At 64.5% G+C, this 14712-nt stretch carries 19 protein-coding genes; 6 read left to right on the forward strand and 13 right to left on the reverse strand.

All coding sequences use genetic code 11. The features are described from left to right. Positions 1–261: 261 nt before the first annotated feature. The 9 genes from ABRP28_RS21095 to ABRP28_RS21135 all read right to left on the reverse strand — a co-directional run bounded on the left by ABRP28_RS21095 (position 262) and on the right by ABRP28_RS21135 (position 8887). Positions 262–1545 (reverse strand): ABC transporter permease, encoded by a 1284-nt coding sequence (locus tag ABRP28_RS21095; protein WP_104443587.1) that lies wholly within the window; start codon positions 1543–1545, stop codon positions 262–264. Next, a complete protein-coding gene (locus tag ABRP28_RS21100; protein WP_251424517.1) occupies positions 1542–2267 on the reverse strand; it encodes an ABC transporter ATP-binding protein in 726 nt (241 codons plus the stop codon). The genes ABRP28_RS21095 and ABRP28_RS21100 overlap by 4 nt, the downstream gene beginning before the upstream one ends. A 412-nt stretch (positions 2268–2679) precedes the next feature. Beyond that, the gene (locus ABRP28_RS21105) at positions 2680–3252 is read right to left on the reverse strand and encodes a DUF6640 family protein (RefSeq protein WP_219821792.1); all 573 of its coding nucleotides are present in this window, start codon (positions 3250–3252) and stop codon (positions 2680–2682) included. 546 nt (positions 3253–3798) lie between these two features. Next, entirely contained in the window at positions 3799–4662 is an 864-nt protein-coding gene (locus tag ABRP28_RS21110) for a prenyltransferase (RefSeq protein ID WP_104443585.1), read from the reverse strand. Further along, complete coding sequence (locus ABRP28_RS21115; protein ID WP_104443584.1) at positions 4659–4982, reverse strand: lycopene cyclase domain-containing protein; 324 nt, start codon at positions 4980–4982, stop codon at positions 4659–4661. Before ABRP28_RS21115 ends, ABRP28_RS21110 begins: the two co-directional genes overlap by 4 nt. After that, entirely contained in the window at positions 4979–5326 is a 348-nt protein-coding gene (locus tag ABRP28_RS21120) for a lycopene cyclase domain-containing protein (RefSeq protein ID WP_192044166.1), read from the reverse strand. Before ABRP28_RS21120 ends, ABRP28_RS21115 begins: the two co-directional genes overlap by 4 nt. After that, positions 5323–6930 carry a phytoene desaturase family protein gene (gene crtI / locus ABRP28_RS21125; protein ID WP_104443583.1) on the reverse strand — a complete coding sequence of 536 codons (1608 nt, stop codon included), beginning with the start codon at positions 6928–6930 and terminating at the stop codon, positions 5323–5325. The genes ABRP28_RS21120 and crtI overlap by 4 nt, the downstream gene beginning before the upstream one ends. Then, complete coding sequence (locus ABRP28_RS21130; RefSeq protein WP_104443582.1) at positions 6927–7841, reverse strand: phytoene/squalene synthase family protein; 915 nt, start codon at positions 7839–7841, stop codon at positions 6927–6929. Before ABRP28_RS21130 ends, crtI begins: the two co-directional genes overlap by 4 nt. Next, positions 7838–8887 carry a polyprenyl synthetase family protein gene (locus tag ABRP28_RS21135; protein WP_251424515.1) on the reverse strand — a complete coding sequence of 350 codons (1050 nt, stop codon included), beginning with the start codon at positions 8885–8887 and terminating at the stop codon, positions 7838–7840. The genes ABRP28_RS21130 and ABRP28_RS21135 overlap by 4 nt, the downstream gene beginning before the upstream one ends. A gap of 56 nt (positions 8888–8943) precedes the next feature. Here ABRP28_RS21135 and idi point away from each other — a divergent pair, with 56 nt between their 5' ends. Continuing rightward, positions 8944–9489: an isopentenyl-diphosphate Delta-isomerase gene (gene idi / locus ABRP28_RS21140; RefSeq protein ID WP_104443580.1), complete on the forward strand. Its 546-nt coding sequence runs from the start codon at positions 8944–8946 to the stop codon at positions 9487–9489. A 26-nt stretch (positions 9490–9515) separates the two neighbouring features. On the opposite strand, the gene ABRP28_RS21145 is transcribed toward idi, so the two are convergent. The 4 genes from ABRP28_RS21145 to ABRP28_RS21160 all read right to left on the reverse strand — a co-directional run bounded on the left by ABRP28_RS21145 (position 9516) and on the right by ABRP28_RS21160 (position 11945). Beyond that, the gene (locus ABRP28_RS21145) at positions 9516–10265 is read right to left on the reverse strand and encodes a glycosyltransferase family 2 protein (RefSeq protein WP_321202339.1); all 750 of its coding nucleotides are present in this window, start codon (positions 10263–10265) and stop codon (positions 9516–9518) included. 589 nt (positions 10266–10854) lie between these two features. Continuing rightward, positions 10855–11235: a DsrE family protein gene (locus ABRP28_RS21150; RefSeq protein WP_104443578.1), complete on the reverse strand. Its 381-nt coding sequence runs from the start codon at positions 11233–11235 to the stop codon at positions 10855–10857. A 2-nt stretch (positions 11236–11237) separates the two neighbouring features. Beyond that, positions 11238–11654 (reverse strand): DUF302 domain-containing protein, encoded by a 417-nt coding sequence (locus ABRP28_RS21155; protein ID WP_104443577.1) that lies wholly within the window; start codon positions 11652–11654, stop codon positions 11238–11240. Between the two features lie 33 nt (positions 11655–11687). Further along, positions 11688–11945, reverse strand: coding sequence for a metal-sensitive transcriptional regulator (locus ABRP28_RS21160; protein ID WP_014920545.1), 258 nt, complete (start codon positions 11943–11945; stop codon positions 11688–11690). A 123-nt stretch (positions 11946–12068) separates the two neighbouring features. Here ABRP28_RS21160 and ABRP28_RS21165 point away from each other — a divergent pair, with 123 nt between their 5' ends. The 5 genes from ABRP28_RS21165 to trxA all read left to right on the forward strand — a co-directional run bounded on the left by ABRP28_RS21165 (position 12069) and on the right by trxA (position 14712). Then, entirely contained in the window at positions 12069–12689 is a 621-nt protein-coding gene (locus tag ABRP28_RS21165) for a rhodanese-like domain-containing protein (RefSeq protein ID WP_104443576.1), read from the forward strand. Next, positions 12689–13591: a sulfite exporter TauE/SafE family protein gene (locus ABRP28_RS21170; RefSeq protein ID WP_104443575.1), complete on the forward strand. Its 903-nt coding sequence runs from the start codon at positions 12689–12691 to the stop codon at positions 13589–13591. Before ABRP28_RS21165 ends, ABRP28_RS21170 begins: the two co-directional genes overlap by 1 nt. A 25-nt stretch (positions 13592–13616) precedes the next feature. Beyond that, positions 13617–13958 (forward strand): rhodanese-like domain-containing protein, encoded by a 342-nt coding sequence (locus tag ABRP28_RS21175; RefSeq protein ID WP_104443574.1) that lies wholly within the window; start codon positions 13617–13619, stop codon positions 13956–13958. 30 nt (positions 13959–13988) lie between these two features. Then, entirely contained in the window at positions 13989–14285 is a 297-nt protein-coding gene (locus ABRP28_RS21180) for a rhodanese-like domain-containing protein (protein ID WP_104443573.1), read from the forward strand. Positions 14286–14349: 64 nt separating this feature from the next. Continuing rightward, complete coding sequence (trxA, locus tag ABRP28_RS21185) at positions 14350–14712, forward strand: thioredoxin (RefSeq protein ID WP_104443572.1); 363 nt, start codon at positions 14350–14352, stop codon at positions 14710–14712.

Raw genomic sequence — 14712 nt, forward strand, 5'->3', positions numbered from 1 at the left:
GTTCGCCTGAGGGAAGTTCAAAAGCTTGCATGCCTACATGTCGTCACTTCTTATGGCACACGCTTATCCACGGGTATTAGGCAAAAAACCTTCTTAGTGTTTAAGAGAATGAGTGTAGAAGGATTAGCGCCCACCTTATGCAGGGTTGGTACCCCTGACTAATCCATGCTTGTAAAGCACGAGACAAGTCATCGGAGATACTACGGGGCATAAGAGCCCCGTGTATCCCACGGCTATACACTTCCGTTCCCCCTTCCCGCATCATTCGTAGCGCAGGGAATCGATGGGGTGCTGCTTCGCGGCCTGCCTGGCGGGCAGGGTCCCGGCCAGGAAAGCGATCGCCATAATCAACAGGATCACCCCGGCCACGGTGACAGGCTCGAAGAGCATGATCGTCAACCCCGGCAACCCGGAAAGTGCCCCGCCGGCCAGTAGGGAGCTGATCGTGGATCCGAGGGCCACGGCAGCGGCGGCGCCAATCGCGCTGCCAAGGAAACCGATGACGACGGCCTCGAGGCTGAACAGGGTAAAAATCCTTCCCCCGCTCATGCCCATGGCCTTCATCAGTCCGATCTCCCGGGTGCGTTCCTGCACGCTCATCAGCAAGGTATTGATGATCCCGAAGCCTGCCGCTACCAGGGCGATCACGGCGAAAGCGTTAAGAATTCCGACGATACCGTTGATGACGGTCTGGACCATTCCGAGTTGATCCTCGATGGTTTGGGCGGTGAACCCGTCCGCTTCGAGGGAGGACTTGAGCGCATCAACCTCTTCACCGGGCAGGGATGTGTCGAAACGGGCAATGACAGCGGCATAACCGGGCGTCCCGCTGTCGATACCGGCGGACTGGACCCCTGAGAGCTCTGCAAGCAGGGCCTCGTTCATGCTTGCCCCGGAAGCCAAAAGACTCTCCCTGGAGACGCCAACCACGGTTGCCTCCACTGTGTCCTGTTTCCCGAGCACATCAGTGATGCCCAACTGGACAGCCGACCCGATGGTTTCTTCGGCGGAGCCGAAGCCCAGCGGCGCCACGTACGTGGTGGGAATGACAATCTGGTACTCCTCGGAGGCCCGGTCAAGCTGCTGACCGGCCTCGAGATCAGCACGGGCGATGCTGCCCACCCGGTTCGCCGTGAACTGGTAAGCGGTTCCACCCTCACGCGCGATGTAATCCGGGGCGACCAGGCGCAACGGGTCCGCACCAACGACGCCGGCCGTGCTCCGTATCGTCTTGAGGTCCTCATCGGTCAGCGGATCACTCTGACGGGGACCCGGCACGCGGGCACTGCGGGCGGCCTCCGGGTCGTACACCTCCGGTCGCTCGCCCGAGGCGGTGTCCCCGGTAGCCTTCTGGACGAAGAGCATGTCCTCTGACCCCATGGCCGAGACCTGCTTGTCCACGTAGTCCGAAACCCCTGCACCGACCGCGTTGGTGATAGTCAGGGTGAAAGCTCCCACGAAGATCGCCAACACAGTCAAAGTGGTGCGCAACTTGGAACGAAACGTGTTGGCCACCGCTGAGGAGACCAGGTCAGGGGCGTTCACACCTGCCTCCCTACAGCCGCACCATCGTGCGTTGACCGGCTCGTGCGCTCGATCAGCCCGTCTCGGAGGAATACCTGCCGGTCGCAGCGGGCGGCCAGATCCACGTCGTGGGTTACCACGATGAGGGTGATGCCGTTGTCTTTGTTCAACCCGAACAAAATGTCCTCCACTGTCGCGCCGGTGGCTGTGTCCAGGTTCCCGGTTGGCTCGTCGGCGAAGATGATGCTGGGCTTGTTTATCAGCGCACGGGCGATCACCGCCCGCTGCTTCTGCCCGCCCGACAGATCTGTGGCCTTGTTCGCAGCCTTGTCTGCCAGTTCCAGTTGCTCCAACACCGCCATGCCTGAACGGCGCCGCTCGGAGGGGCTGACTCCCGCGATCTTGAGCGGAAGTACGACATTATCCAACACCGTGGTATTCGGAGTGAGGAAGAACTGCTGAAACACGAACCCGAACTCCCGGTTACGCAAAGCGTTCAGTTGCTTCGCCGATAACTCCCGGGCGTCCGCCCCGGTGACCCGCAAAGACCCGGCGTCCGGCTCGTCCAAAAGAGCGAGGATATGCATCAGCGTGGACTTACCCGAACCACTCTTCCCGACAATGGCCACACTCTCCCCCGCAACGATCTGAAGGGACACGCCCTTCAAAGCGTCGAAACGCGACAACCCCGCACCATAGGACTTGGTGATGCCTTCGGCATCAATCACGAAACGGCCGCTCACTGCCCGTCTCTCCTCATATCACTCCACCTTCTCAAAGCACCCCGCCCTATGCAGTCACTGCATATTTCGCTTTATTCACTGCAACCTACGGACTGTTCCTGACAATGGGCTGTGAACCCCTTTCGCGCCACCTGCCGAGCTGTATGGGTGGATGCTGGACCATAGCCAATGAAGTGTTCAAGACAGGAAGGGCTTGCACCGCGCTGCCCCTCGGACAACTGGCCCCGTTGTGCCGCCGCCCGCTGAACGATGGGAGTCGATGAGGATGCCGGCACGAGCAGATGGATGGGAGGAAACACGAGGACCCAGCACCTGAGATCATCCGGGCTGCTGCCTGTCTATTTCCGGGATTGTGGCGGCACCAGCGGGTTCCCACTTGCGGAGCTGTGGGACAAGCCGGTCCTAATTCGCCCTAACGCCGTCGGGCCTTGCCGGTTTGCCACCGGCGATCCAGCCAGTAGCCCACAGCGATCAACCCCAGCATTCCGCCGCTGGCGAACCGCTCATCGATCCACACGCCCCGGACCCGCGGGACCCTCTCGGGGAACTCGGACTGCAAGCCTGCAGTACGAGGAAACCCGAAGGCGGCACCCATCGACGCCCAGAAGAAAGCGGGCAATATCGCTCCCATTGCTGTGTTTCGCTGTGGGGCGGAGCCCTTGCGGTTCAACGCGTACAGACCGCCCAGCCCCAGCAGCGCCGCCATGGCGATCGTCTGTGCGTCATGGAACTTCGCGTGCGGGGGCCAGTTCGGGTTGAACAAATGGGTCCGATTCCAGTCGGCCGCGAATCCGCCAATAGCGGTGGCACCAGCGACGATATTGAGAACCTTCCGACCTGCAGGCACTCCCCTGCCCCTTCCCGACTCACTCCTCAACGAGCTGCGCCAATCGAAGCTCCGATTCAAGGCCATACCGAAAACCAAAACCACTGGAGACAGCAACAAAAGCGGCGCAGCCCGACCCATCTGTTTGGCCTTGAACATTACGCCATGCCCCTGCCGCCTGTCTCTAGATCATCTATTTCCGGCGCTGGGACAGGCGAGGCTGGGAAACGATGCCCGGGGGCAGAAGCACCTGGGTCATGCTGTTTTACGAATGAAGACCAGTCCTCCATTGATAAGCCCGCGAGTGCATGGCAAATAGCACACTCGGCTGCGTTCTGCTGCCGCGGTAACCCCCTGTACAGGGCTGTGGCGATCTGCCCATCACCGTTGGGGCTTAGCTGCTAGGACTGAGCCCGTGCTGCTGCGTGGGCCGGAAATGGGGCAAAGTCTCAGGGCCTTCCCTGAGGGTGCCAGGACGGAACGGTTTGGTGAGGTAAGCGGCCGCTCCCGAAGCCAATCCGGAAAAGACATCGTCTTCCTCTGCCCTGCCCGTGAGGAACAACAACGGTGCCGGGCTCAGGGCCTGCAGGGCATGCGCCACCTCCTGCCCATCCATGCAGGCCGTCGTTTAAGTTGTTGACCACGCCCGCCTGGCTCATGGCGGCCAGCTCTCCGCCGCCGGGCGTGAAGCCGAGGCCTAACGTGTCAGCGAATGGTTGCGTACCAGATCAGCAGCATCGTGACGAAGAACCCGGTCACGTAGTTCAGCCACAGGAAGCGTTCCCAGCCGCGGTGGGCGAACTCAGCGTCGTCGTCCTTCAAGGATGCGAACGGGACGATGTTCAGCACGTACGGCAACACCAGGAGGGCTGCCAGCGGGCCGGGCCAGGGGGTGAACAGCATCAGCGCCCCGCCGAGCAGGTAGGCGGCGATGGCGAACCGGACGGTCGCGGAGGCACCGGTGACGGTGGCAATCGAGGCGATGCCTCCTTCGCGGTCAGCGACGACGTCCTGCACCGCCCCGAAGGCCTGGCTCGCTATGCCCCAGAGGAAGAAGGAGCCTAAAAGTGCCCAGAGCGCGGGCGTGAAGTCGGCCTGCGCCAGGACCAGTCCGTAGAGCGCAGGGCTGACGAAGTGGGTGCTGGACGTGGCCGAGTCGAGGAAGGGGCGTTCCTTGAAGCGCAGGCCCGGCGCGCTGTATGCGATCACCGCGAAAATGCTGATGGCCAGCACCAGCCACGACAGGGGTCCGCCGAGCAGCACCAGCACGGCAAGGAACGGCACGTTCGTGGCAACCGCGGCGAGCAGCGTGGTCCTGTGCATGGACCGCTCGAGCACGGCACCTTCCACACCCCCCTTACGCGGGTTCCGGAGATCCGATTCGTAGTCGAACACGTCATTGATCCCGTACATCGCCAGGTTGTATGGAACCAGGAAGTACAGGGTCCCCACGATCCAGGCAAGGTCTATCTGTCCGGCCGTGAGCAGGTAGGCCGCCGCAAACGGGTAGGCGGTGTTCACCCAGGACAGCGGGCGCGAGGAGACCAGCAGGGTGCGGAGGGTCTTCATGGCCGCCGCTTCCGGGAGCGTTCGCCGAGGACAATCCACAGCGATGGCAGCAGCAGCACCGCGGCCACCGGGTAGGCGAAGTCCTCCAGCGGCGCCAGTCCGACGGAGGCGCCTGAGATTCGGTCAGACGAGTAGTTGAAGAGTCCTGCTGCGATCATCAGGTTGTCGAACACGGCCGTCAGCACCAGGACGACGGCGGCGGCGCCACCTGCCGCGGCCAGCACCACTTTGCGTCGGGCAGCAGTCAGCACGCGCACCGCGGCGATGGCCACGGCGAGTGCCACCGTGAGGAACACTGCGTTTAGTGCCCAGTACGTCACGAGCGTTCCTCCGCGTGCTCAGTCCGGCGTGCCCGCATCTCAAGGCCCCGGCGGAACAGCAGGAACAGGTTCATGACCAGATAGCTGAGGAAGACCAGGAAGACGGGCTCCTCCACGGGCAGTTCGGGGGCGAGTTCGATGCCGATCGTCTCGTTGTGTCCGCGAAAGAAAATGCCGAGCCCGATGCCGCCCAGGTCCCAGGCGAGGAAGAAGACCAATCCGGCGGCAAGGACTGCAGCCGCGCGGCGGGCATCATGCCAGAAAAAGAGGCGCAGCCGCTGGTCGAGCAGCACCATGCAGCCCAGCGAGACCAGGAGCAACGACAAGTAGGCTGCAGCGATCATCTGACCGTTTCCTCCCGCACCTTGTCCGGGCGCAGCGGGACCGGCAGCGGTCCTGTGCTCACGTCATGGCGCAGCCGCTTGATGACGAGTTCCGCGCTGATCAGGCACATGGGAATGCCGATGCCCGGAATCGTGGAACCGCCCGCGTAGTAGAGCCCCTGGACTTTCCGGCTGGCATTGCCGGCGCGGAAGAAGGCGCTCTGCCGCAGCGTGTGGGCCGGTCCCAGGGAGGTGCCTTTCCATGAGTGGTAGTCGCGCTCAAAATCGGCAGGCCCGTAGCTGCGGCGCAGGACGATGCGCTCCGCAAGGTCCGGTATGTCGGCCCAGTCGCTGAGTTGTTGGATCACGGCGTCGGCCACGCGTTCGATTTGCTCTTCTCCGCTGCCGCCGAGGCCTGGATCCGCCGGGATGGGCACCAGGACGAAGACGTTCTCATGTCCGTCCGGTGCCACGGTGGGATCGGTGGCGCTGGGCTTGCACACGTACATTGAGGCGGGGGTGGGGATGAAGGTCTTCCGGCCGAAGATGGCCCGGAAGTTTTCCTCCCAGTCGCCGGTGAAGAGGAGGGTGTGGTGCTCCAGTTGGGGCAGCTCACCGCGTACGCCCAGGTACAGGAGCAGGGCGCTGGGCCCGGCGGTGCTGCGCGACCAGTAACGCTGAGGGTAGGTTTGCAGGTTCCGCGGAAGGAGTGTGGTTTCCGTGTGGTGCAGGTCGGCGGCGGAAACAACGATGTCGGCCGCTACTGTATGTTCGGTTCCGTCCCCGGTGCGGTAGCGCACGCCCCGTACCGCCGCGGGACGCCGCCGGGACCCGGTGGATCCGGTGTCGATCGCAAGTACTTCGGCACCTGTCACGATGGTGGCTCCGGTGTCCCGGGCAAGCCTCTCCAGGGCGTCCACAAGCCGGGCGAAGCCGCCCATCGGATAGAGCACGCCGTCGTCGAGGTCCAGGTGGCTCATCAGGTGGTACATGCTCGGCGCAGTGAAGGGCGAGGTTCCCAGGAACACCGCGGGGTACTCAAGGATCTGCTGCAGGCGCGGGTTGGACACGTGGCCCCGGACGTAGCTGTGCAGCGGCTGCAGCAGCAGGCGGCCAAGGCGGGGCAGACGGCCCAGCACGTCCGGCGTCAGCAGCGGGGCGAACGACTCGAATGTGGAGTACAGGAAGCGGCGGGTGGCCATGGTGTAGGTCTCGGCAGCCGAATCAAGATACCTCTCCAGCCGTTCGCCCGCTCCAAGTTCCAGCCGCTCGAAGAGCTCCACTACGCGGCGCCGCCCGGCCGGGACGTCCACGGGTCCAGCGAAGCCCTCCGACAGGAGCCGGTAGCCCGGATCGAGTTTCACCAGGTCCAGCTGCTCATCAGCTGAGGTTCCCAGCAGCCGGAAGTAGTGGTCAATCACCTCCGGCATCAGGTACCAGGAGGGACCTGCGTCGAACCGGAAACCGTCCTGGCTCCAGGAATGGGCGCGCCCTCCTACCCTGTCCTGCTGCTCAAGCACCGTGACGCGGTGCCCCTCCGCGGACAGCAGCGCGGCAACTGCCAGGCCACTGATGCCGCCACCGATCACGACGGCGGTGCCTCCGGAGGGGACGGGGGGCTTCACGGTGCCTCTACCCGGGCGGTGTCCGGGCTGGAGGGGGCCAGTCCCCGCCTGCCGGTCAGGACTGCGGCGGCGATCTGCACTTTCACCGGGTTTGGCACGCTGACCCGGGCCCGGATCAGCTCCGGCGCGGGGGTGGCGCGGATGCGCCCAGCAAGTTCAGCGAAGAGCTCCTGGGCCAGGGCGACGGCCAGCCGGCTGGAGCGTGGCAGCCGGCGCAGCACTGCGCGGGACTCCTGCAGGTCGTGGTCGATGTCGTCCAGCAGCCGGTTCTTGTGGGCTTCATCGAAGTTGGCCGGCGAGACGCCCGGGAAATAGCTGCGCCCCAGGGAGGTGAAGTCCTCACCCAGGTCCCGCAGGAAGTTGACCTTTTGGAAGGCTGCACCGAGGTGGCGGGCGCCGCGCTCCAGCCGGGCCATTTCTTCCGCGCTCAACGAATGCCCGTGCAGGAAGCACTTAAGGCACATCAGGCCCACCACTTCCGCCGAACCGTAGATGTATGCGGCGAAGGACTCCGGCGTGTGTTCCACCTGGTCGAGGTCTGCCCGCATCGAGGAAAAGAACGGACGGGTGAGGTCCGTTCCGATGCCCGTGCGGCGGGCAGTGTCGGCAAAGGCGTGGACCACCAGATTGGTGCTGTAACCGGTGGCCATGGCCTGTTCGGTCTCGTGTTCGAACCCGTCCAGCCGGCACCGGCTCTCGTCAGGTTCCAGGCCTGCGGCGGACGCCACGCCGTCGACAATTTCGTCTGCAACCCGCACCAGCGCGTAAACGGACTCCACCTGGCGGCGCACGCAGGCCCCGAACAGCCGTGATGCCAGGCCGAAGGAGGTCGAGTAGGACCGCAGCACTACAGCGGAGGACTTCAAAGCCGCACTTGTGTAATCGGCAAGGGGGTCACGGTTCCGGCTCATGCTGGTATCCGTTCAGTGACGACGGCGGAAATGGGCGCCAGCCCGTCGCGTAAGGCCTGTGGCACGAATGGCTGGTCGAGGGCCCGCAGCGCGTGTTCGGTGAGGTCGGCGGCGAGCTGCATGGTCCGGTCGCGGGCACCTGCTTCAATCAGCAGGCCGCGCACTTCCGCCGCATCGGCTGCGGTCAGGTCCGGGCCGGACAGCAGCTCGGCGATCCTTGGCCACTGCGGCTCGGCTGCCGCATGCGAGATGAGGGCAGTGCGTTTGCCCTCGCGCAGGTCGCCCCACCCGACTTTGCCGGTCCGGGATTCATCGCCGAACACGCCGGTCAAATCATCGGCCACCTGGTAGGCAATGCCGATGAAGCGGCCAAACTCCCCCAGCGCCGCCACCAGCCTCTCGTCAGCGCCGGCAAGGACAGCACCGGCCAGCAACGGCGCCTCGAAGGAGTACACGGCGGTTTTCAGGCGTGCCATCGTGAGTACTTCGGCAACGGGCTGGGGCGTGGGGTCGAGGGGGGCAAGCACGTCCAGCAACTCGCCGGCTGCGGAGGCAAAGACGGCTTCGTCGAGAATCTCAGCGAGCCGCTGCCGGGTGAGGAGGTCAACGTCCACCTCGCCCATCAGCCGGTAGGCGTTGGAAAGGGCCAGATCACCGGCAATGACTCCTACCGACATCCCCGTGTGTTCTGCGCGTTCAGGGCTGCTTCCCTGGGCTGCGGCGAGGTTGCGGTAGGTTCCTGAAACATTCGGTACGCCGCGGCGGGCGAAGTCCCGGTCCACTACGTCGTCGTGCACAATCAGCGCCGTATGCAGCAGTTCGAAGGCCGCGGCGACAGTGGCCGCCGTGGCTGTATCATTTCCGTCGAGCAGACGGTAGACAGTCATCACCAGACGGGGGCGGAAACGCTTCCCACCCACTGTGCAGGTTTCCAGGTGTTCCCACATGGCGTGGTAGGCGGGGTGCAGCGCTGCGGCCCGGGCCTTTGACCGGGCGAAAAAGGACGTCAGGACCTCATTGACCAAGCGGCTCTCGGTTGCACTCACCGGTGTGGTCTCCTCATCCATAGGTAAAGTAAACACGGGCGAACCATTGGAGGGAAATGAACCGCGGTGCAGAGCTTGTTGTTCTGGCGGCCGAAGACGGAACACCTGTCGGCGCCCAGGAGAAGGCCACGGTTCACTCCGCGTCCACGCCGCTGCATCTGGCCTTTTCGACACATGTGTACAACGACGAAGGCCGCCTCCTCATCACCCGGCGCGCTTTGTCGAAGCGGACGTGGCCCGGTGTCTGGACCAACTCCTTTTGCGGGCACCCCTACCCGGGCGAGGCAACCGAAGACGCGGTGGCGCGCCGCGCTGAGCAAGAGCTTGGACTACGGCTCGAATGCGTGGAGCTCCGCCTGCCGGACTTCCGTTACCGGGCTGTGGACGCATCAGGAGTGGTCGAGAACGAAATCTGCCCCGTCTACACAGCGCGCGCAGCGTCCCTCTTGGATCCCAGCGATGACGAGGTGATGGAGTGGCGGTGGGTAGATCCGCTGCAGGTCACCGCCGCCGTCGCTGCGGCCCCCTGGGCCTTCAGCCCGTGGCTGACCCTCCAGTTGCCTCTGCTCTACCCAGAACAGTTTGGCCCCACGATGCAGTGATTCACTACTGGTGGTCACCGCGGATGTCATGTCCGACGACGGTCCCGTCCCACACTGAGGGTCCGGCGCCAGCGCTCCCAGGGCGGCACCTCGCGCCAGTGCAGGGCCAGTGTGTGGAACGCGCGGCGCAGCCGTCGGCGGCCGGCGGCACCTCCTGCAAGGGAACGCGCCGAGATACCGACCCGCAGCCGGCGGTCATACGCGGTGCGTTGGGCGGGCGCGAGGACAAAGCCGAGGTCGACGTCGTCGTGCACGTTTGGATCGTGGCGATGGATCCGGTGGCGGACCTTTACCCAGTCCGCACGCCGGAACGCAGAGTTCGAGCCGAAAGGTGGCCAACGGCCCATGGCGGCGCCCATGAAGAGGAAATAGGCCTGCATATAGCCGAGCCCGGCAAGCCGGGCCCTGACCGGACCGGCGTCGTAAAAGTCACCCGGGCCGGTCAGGAGCGCCACGTCCGAATCGAGAGTGAAGCGGTGGGCGATGCGTTCCAGCCAATCGCATGGCGGAAGCGTGTCGGCATCGCAGCGGACAATCACGTCCCCAAGGGCGGCATCGTAACCGGTGGAAGCAGCGGCAGCGATCCCCGGTGCTGTCTCGCTGAACACCCGTGCACCATACCCGGCCGCTACCCGCGCGCTGTCATCGCTTGAGTTGTTGTCCACCACGATGACCTCCAGTGGAGCCACCGTTTGTGCCTTGAGCGCTTCAAGGCACCGGGACAAGGGACCTGCGTCGTCCTTGCACGGAATCACGACGGACAGGGACAGATTCACGGGAAGAGCCCGACGTTTTCGCCTCGCAGGCTGGCACGAAACCCGTCATCCCTGACGGTAACGTCCTGCAGCACCATGCCCACCGACAGGCCCCCGATGGGGACAAAGGTGCAACCGAAGGCCGCATTACCCTCCGAAAAAAACTGCGGCCCACTTAACTCGATTGAGGGCGGCACGAGAACCAGCGCACAGGTGGCCTTCATGAGAAAACCATAGCTGCAGCAACCCTAAGAAATTCAGGAACTCCGTCTAGCGCGTGCAGAATGGTGAGGCATTCGTTCATTCAAACTCCGGCATAACTGACTAATCAAACGAGTCGGCACAGGCCCGGGACCTCCAGGTGGCAGCGGTCAAAGAAGCAACGAGGAAACTGCCCTTTACCGATGGCAAAACCATCTGCCAGCTGAGGTACACCCAAAGCTGACACACGGCTCCTTGCTTGTCCTCCGAACAGCTCGCCCCGCCCATAGCCGGGGACAATTCTCATAGGTTATCCACGGCTACTGCTGCTAGGGAGCTACCCTAACGGCTCGCAATTTCCAGCCGTGGATAGCCTGAATTGACCCCAGCTATGGACAAAGGACCAAAGCTACAGCCTGGCGTAGGCCCAGCCGTCCCATTGGCGCCGGGCCAGGTGGGCGATGGCTGCGGGCACCGTGCCCACGCCCGGGGCCAGGTCTTCGTCGTCCATGCCTGATGAGCGCATGCTGTTGCCGCAGGCGAGGATGCCCACGTGCAGCTGTCCGGCGTTGGTGATGGCCTCAGTGGCGGCTGAATTTTTGGCAAGGAGCTTAACCCCTGGCCCCTGGACCACCACTTCAATGCTGGCTCCCTGGCCGAGCGCGGCACGGGCGTTGGCGGCACTGCGCAGGATGGCGGCCAGGGCATCCTCCTCGAGCGGACCCGCGGAATGGATGAGCAGTCCGGGTTGGGCCTGCACAGCCTCCGGAACCGTTGCGTTCGCGGACATCCCTACTTCGCCGCTTCGCCCAGGTCGGCGAGGGCTTTTCGAAGGCGGGTCCCGGCGTCGTCGGCTACTTCTTTGACTGACGGGGCGCCGCTGAGCTGGACCATGGTCTGCGGGTCAATGGCTTCCACCGTGGTTATCTCTGCATCCTTGCCCCGGCGCACCACGACATTGCACGGCAGCAGCGCGCCGATTTCCGGTTCCGCAGCGAGGGCGCGGCTGGCCAGGGCCGGGTTGCAGGCCCCGAGAATGACGTAGTCCCCGACCGCGTCCGCGGCTTCGGCGCCAAGCTTGGCCTCGAAGGTGGAACGGACGTTGATCTCGGTGAGGATCCCGAACCCCTGGGCGGACAGGGCATCCCGGGTGCGGTCCAGGGCCTCGGCCCATGGAAGGTCAACGGTGGCGGTCAGGGTGTACGTCATGGTTCTCCTTGGACTGATCGACAACAGGTCTGGTTAGGCGAGGGAGAGGAAGAGCTTCTCCAGGTCCTTCTTGTCCATCGTTGCGTCTTTTTGGACAATGCACTGCTCAAGGCCAGTGGCGATGATGGCGAACCCGGCCCGGTCCAGCGCCTTCGATACGGCGGCGAGCTGGGTCACGACGTCCTTGCAGTCCCGGCCTTCTTCAAGCATGCGGGTGACAGCGGACAGCTGGCCCTGGGCGCGCTTCAGGCGGTTGATGACTGGGGTCAGTTCAGAGGGATTGAGTTCCACGGGTTTCTCCAAATATTGGGGGCTTATATCGATTCTATACCCCCTAGGGTGTTTTGACTACCCCGGGGGGTATCTGTAATACTCGGTGGGGTATTCACCTTCCCCCTTCCGAGAGGCCAGCACATGACTTCCCCTTCCACGGCACCGGCCGTCACCGCCCTTGCTCCTGAAACCCTCCAGTCCTGGTTCAAAGAGCACCAGGACCTCGTGGTGATCGACGTCCGCTCCGCCGCTGAGTTCGAGTCCATGCACATCCGCGGCTCCTACAACGTGCCGCTGCCGCTCTTGTCCGAGCACACCGATGAGCTCGCCGCCCGTCTCGGCTCCCGTGTAGTCCTGGTCTGCCAGTCCGGCGTGCGCGCCGAGCAGGCACGCCAGCGCCTTGCCAAGGCCGGAATCGAGACCGCCTACGTGCTGACCGGCGGCGCACCCGGCTTCGCCGCCGCCGGCGGGGACGTCGTGAAGGGCAAGGACCGCTGGGACCTTGAACGGCAGGTCCGCCTTGTGGCCGGTTCCCTGGTGGTCCTGGGCCTGGCCGGCGGCAAGTTCGTCTCCCCGAAGATCCGGACCCTTGCCGGGGTCATCGGCACGGGCCTGACCTTCTCTGCCGCCACCAACACCTGCGCCATGGGCAAGGCCATCTCGGCCATGCCGTGGAACAAGGCCGCCAAGGAACCCACCCGCGAAAGCGCCATCCTCGCCCTGCCCGCCGTCAGCAACAAGAGCACGGAAGCCGCAGCCTAATGACCCTCACCCTCGTCCTGGTTCTCGCCCTGTCGGTAGTCATCGGACTCTCGCTCGGCGTGCTGGGCGGCGGTGGATCGATCCTGACGGTCCCGATCCTGGTGTATGTGGCCGGGTTTGAGGCCAAGGAAGCCATCGCTGCGTCCCTGTTCGTCGTCGGCATCACGTCCGCGGTCAGCGTGATCAGCCACGCCCGCGGGGGAAGGGTGATGTGGCGAACCGGCCTGATCTTCGGTGCGGCCGGCATGGCCGGCGCGTTCATCGGCGGCCTATTGGGCGGGCACATTCCCGGCCAGATCCTGCTCATCGCCTTCGCCATCATGATGGTGGCCACGTCCGTGGCCATGCTCCGCGGCCGGAAGAAGAAGAAGAACGACGACGGCGCCGCACCGGTCAAGCATGAACTGCCCCTGGGCAGGGTGCTGCTGGACGGGGCCGTTGTCGGGCTCATTACCGGCCTGGTCGGCGCGGGCGGCGGATTCCTCGTGGTCCCGGCCCTGGCACTCTTGGGCGGCCTGCCGATGTCCGTCGCCGTGGGCACCTCCCTGGTGGTCATTGCCATGAAGTCCTTCGCCGGGCTCGCCGGATATCTCACCACCGTCCAGCTCGACTGGGGCATCACCCTCGGCGTTACGGCCGCCGCGATCGTTGGCAGCCTGATCGGTTCAAAGCTGGCAGGCCGCATCCCGGAAGCCGCCCTACGCAAAGCCTTCGGCTGGTTCGTCCTGGCCATGGGAACCTTCGTCCTCATTCAGCAGGCACCGGCAGACCTGCGCTGGTTCATCGCAGCCGGAGTCGCAGCCCTCGCCGCAGCAACGGCCGGCATCTGCTGGTTCTTCATCAGCTCCTGCCCCCTGCGCAACCGCACCGGCCCCCGCAGCAAGATACCCTCACCCGTCTAAACCCGCCACCACCAAGGAGAACATCATGGGCCTCATCAGCTCCCTGAAAAAAGCGTTCAGCAAGCCCTACACAACGGTCTCAGTAGCTGAGGCCAAGGACCTCCTGTCCTCAGGCGCCGCGCTGGTCGACGTCCGCTCCGCACAGGAATGGCGTACCGGAAGGGCACCCCAGGCCAAGCACATTCCGCTGGACCGGCTGCAGACCGGCACCGCCGGAATCAATAAGAACCGGGCAGTGATAGCCATGTGCCAGTCTGGGGTCCGCTCCGCTTCAGCGGCCCGGCTCCTCGCTTCCCAGGGGTACGAGGCCTACTCCCTGCGCGGCGGCATGGGCGCCTGGCGCTCGGCCGGCGAACCCGTCCGCTAGCAACAGCCCACTATTTCGAAGGAGAATCCCATGGCTGAAATCAACATCACCGAGGCCGACCAGCGCCGTGCCACCGCCCGCATCCTCGATGTCCGCGAGGACTTCGAGGTCGCCGAAGGCATGATCCCCGGCTCACTGCACATCCCCATGGGCCAGCTGCAGGCACGCCTTTCCGAACTGGACCCCGCAGTGCCCGTCATCGCCGTCTGCCGCAGCGGCAACCGTTCAGCCCGCGTGGCCGACGCCCTCAACGGAGCCGGCTACACCGCCGACACCATGGCCGGCGGCATGATCGCCTGGACCCGCGCCGGCCTCCCCACGACTTAAGCCTTACCGCTCGGCGCACACGCACACGCAGACCAAGACAACTCCCGAAAGGACACGAAAGACGATGGCAACCATCGACCTCACCGAAAAAAGCTTTGCCGAGACCCTGGAGAGCAACGAGATCGTCTTCATTGACTTCTGGGCAGCATGGTGCGGCCCCTGCCGCATGTTCGCCCCCACCTACGGGGCCGCGGCAGAGCGCCACCCGGACATCACCTTTGCCAAGGTGGACACCGAAGCCGAACAGGCACTTGCCGCAGCAGCGAACATCACCTCCATCCCCACCCTGATGGCCTTCAAGGACAAGACCCTGGTCTTCTCCCAGCCCGGCGCTCTCAACGCCACCGGCCTCGAAGAAGTCATCCAGGCCGTCAAGAACGTTGACATGAACGAACTCCGCGCCCAGGCCGGCCCCCAAAGCGTGTGA

The sequence above is a fragment of the Pseudarthrobacter sp. WHRI 8279 genome, from assembly GCF_040224115.2.
In the GTDB taxonomy this organism is placed as follows: domain Bacteria; phylum Actinomycetota; class Actinomycetes; order Actinomycetales; family Micrococcaceae; genus Arthrobacter.

What these genes read in the sequence shown, in the direction of transcription:
- ABRP28_RS21175 (WP_104443574.1), top strand. Translation starts at nt 13,617, where the DNA reads ATGGGCCTCATCAGCTCCCTGAAAAAAGCGTTCAGCAAGCCCTACACA.
- ABRP28_RS21180 (WP_104443573.1), top strand. Translation starts at nt 13,989, where the DNA reads ATGGCTGAAATCAACATCACCGAGGCCGACCAGCGCCGTGCCACCGCC.
- ABRP28_RS21120 (WP_192044166.1), bottom strand. Translation starts at nt 5,326, where the DNA reads ATGATCGCTGCAGCCTACTTGTCGTTGCTCCTGGTCTCGCTGGGCTGC.
- ABRP28_RS21130 (WP_104443582.1), bottom strand. Translation starts at nt 7,841, where the DNA reads ATGAGCCGGAACCGTGACCCCCTTGCCGATTACACAAGTGCGGCTTTG.
- ABRP28_RS21170 (WP_104443575.1), top strand. Translation starts at nt 12,689, where the DNA reads ATGACCCTCACCCTCGTCCTGGTTCTCGCCCTGTCGGTAGTCATCGGA.
- trxA (WP_104443572.1), top strand. Translation starts at nt 14,350, where the DNA reads ATGGCAACCATCGACCTCACCGAAAAAAGCTTTGCCGAGACCCTGGAG.
- ABRP28_RS21105 (WP_219821792.1), bottom strand. Translation starts at nt 3,252, where the DNA reads ATGTTCAAGGCCAAACAGATGGGTCGGGCTGCGCCGCTTTTGTTGCTG.
- ABRP28_RS21165 (WP_104443576.1), top strand. Translation starts at nt 12,069, where the DNA reads ATGACTTCCCCTTCCACGGCACCGGCCGTCACCGCCCTTGCTCCTGAA.
- ABRP28_RS21110 (WP_104443585.1), bottom strand. Translation starts at nt 4,662, where the DNA reads ATGAAGACCCTCCGCACCCTGCTGGTCTCCTCGCGCCCGCTGTCCTGG.
- idi (WP_104443580.1), top strand. Translation starts at nt 8,944, where the DNA reads ATGAACCGCGGTGCAGAGCTTGTTGTTCTGGCGGCCGAAGACGGAACA.
- ABRP28_RS21155 (WP_104443577.1), bottom strand. Translation starts at nt 11,654, where the DNA reads ATGACGTACACCCTGACCGCCACCGTTGACCTTCCATGGGCCGAGGCC.
- ABRP28_RS21150 (WP_104443578.1), bottom strand. Translation starts at nt 11,235, where the DNA reads ATGTCCGCGAACGCAACGGTTCCGGAGGCTGTGCAGGCCCAACCCGGA.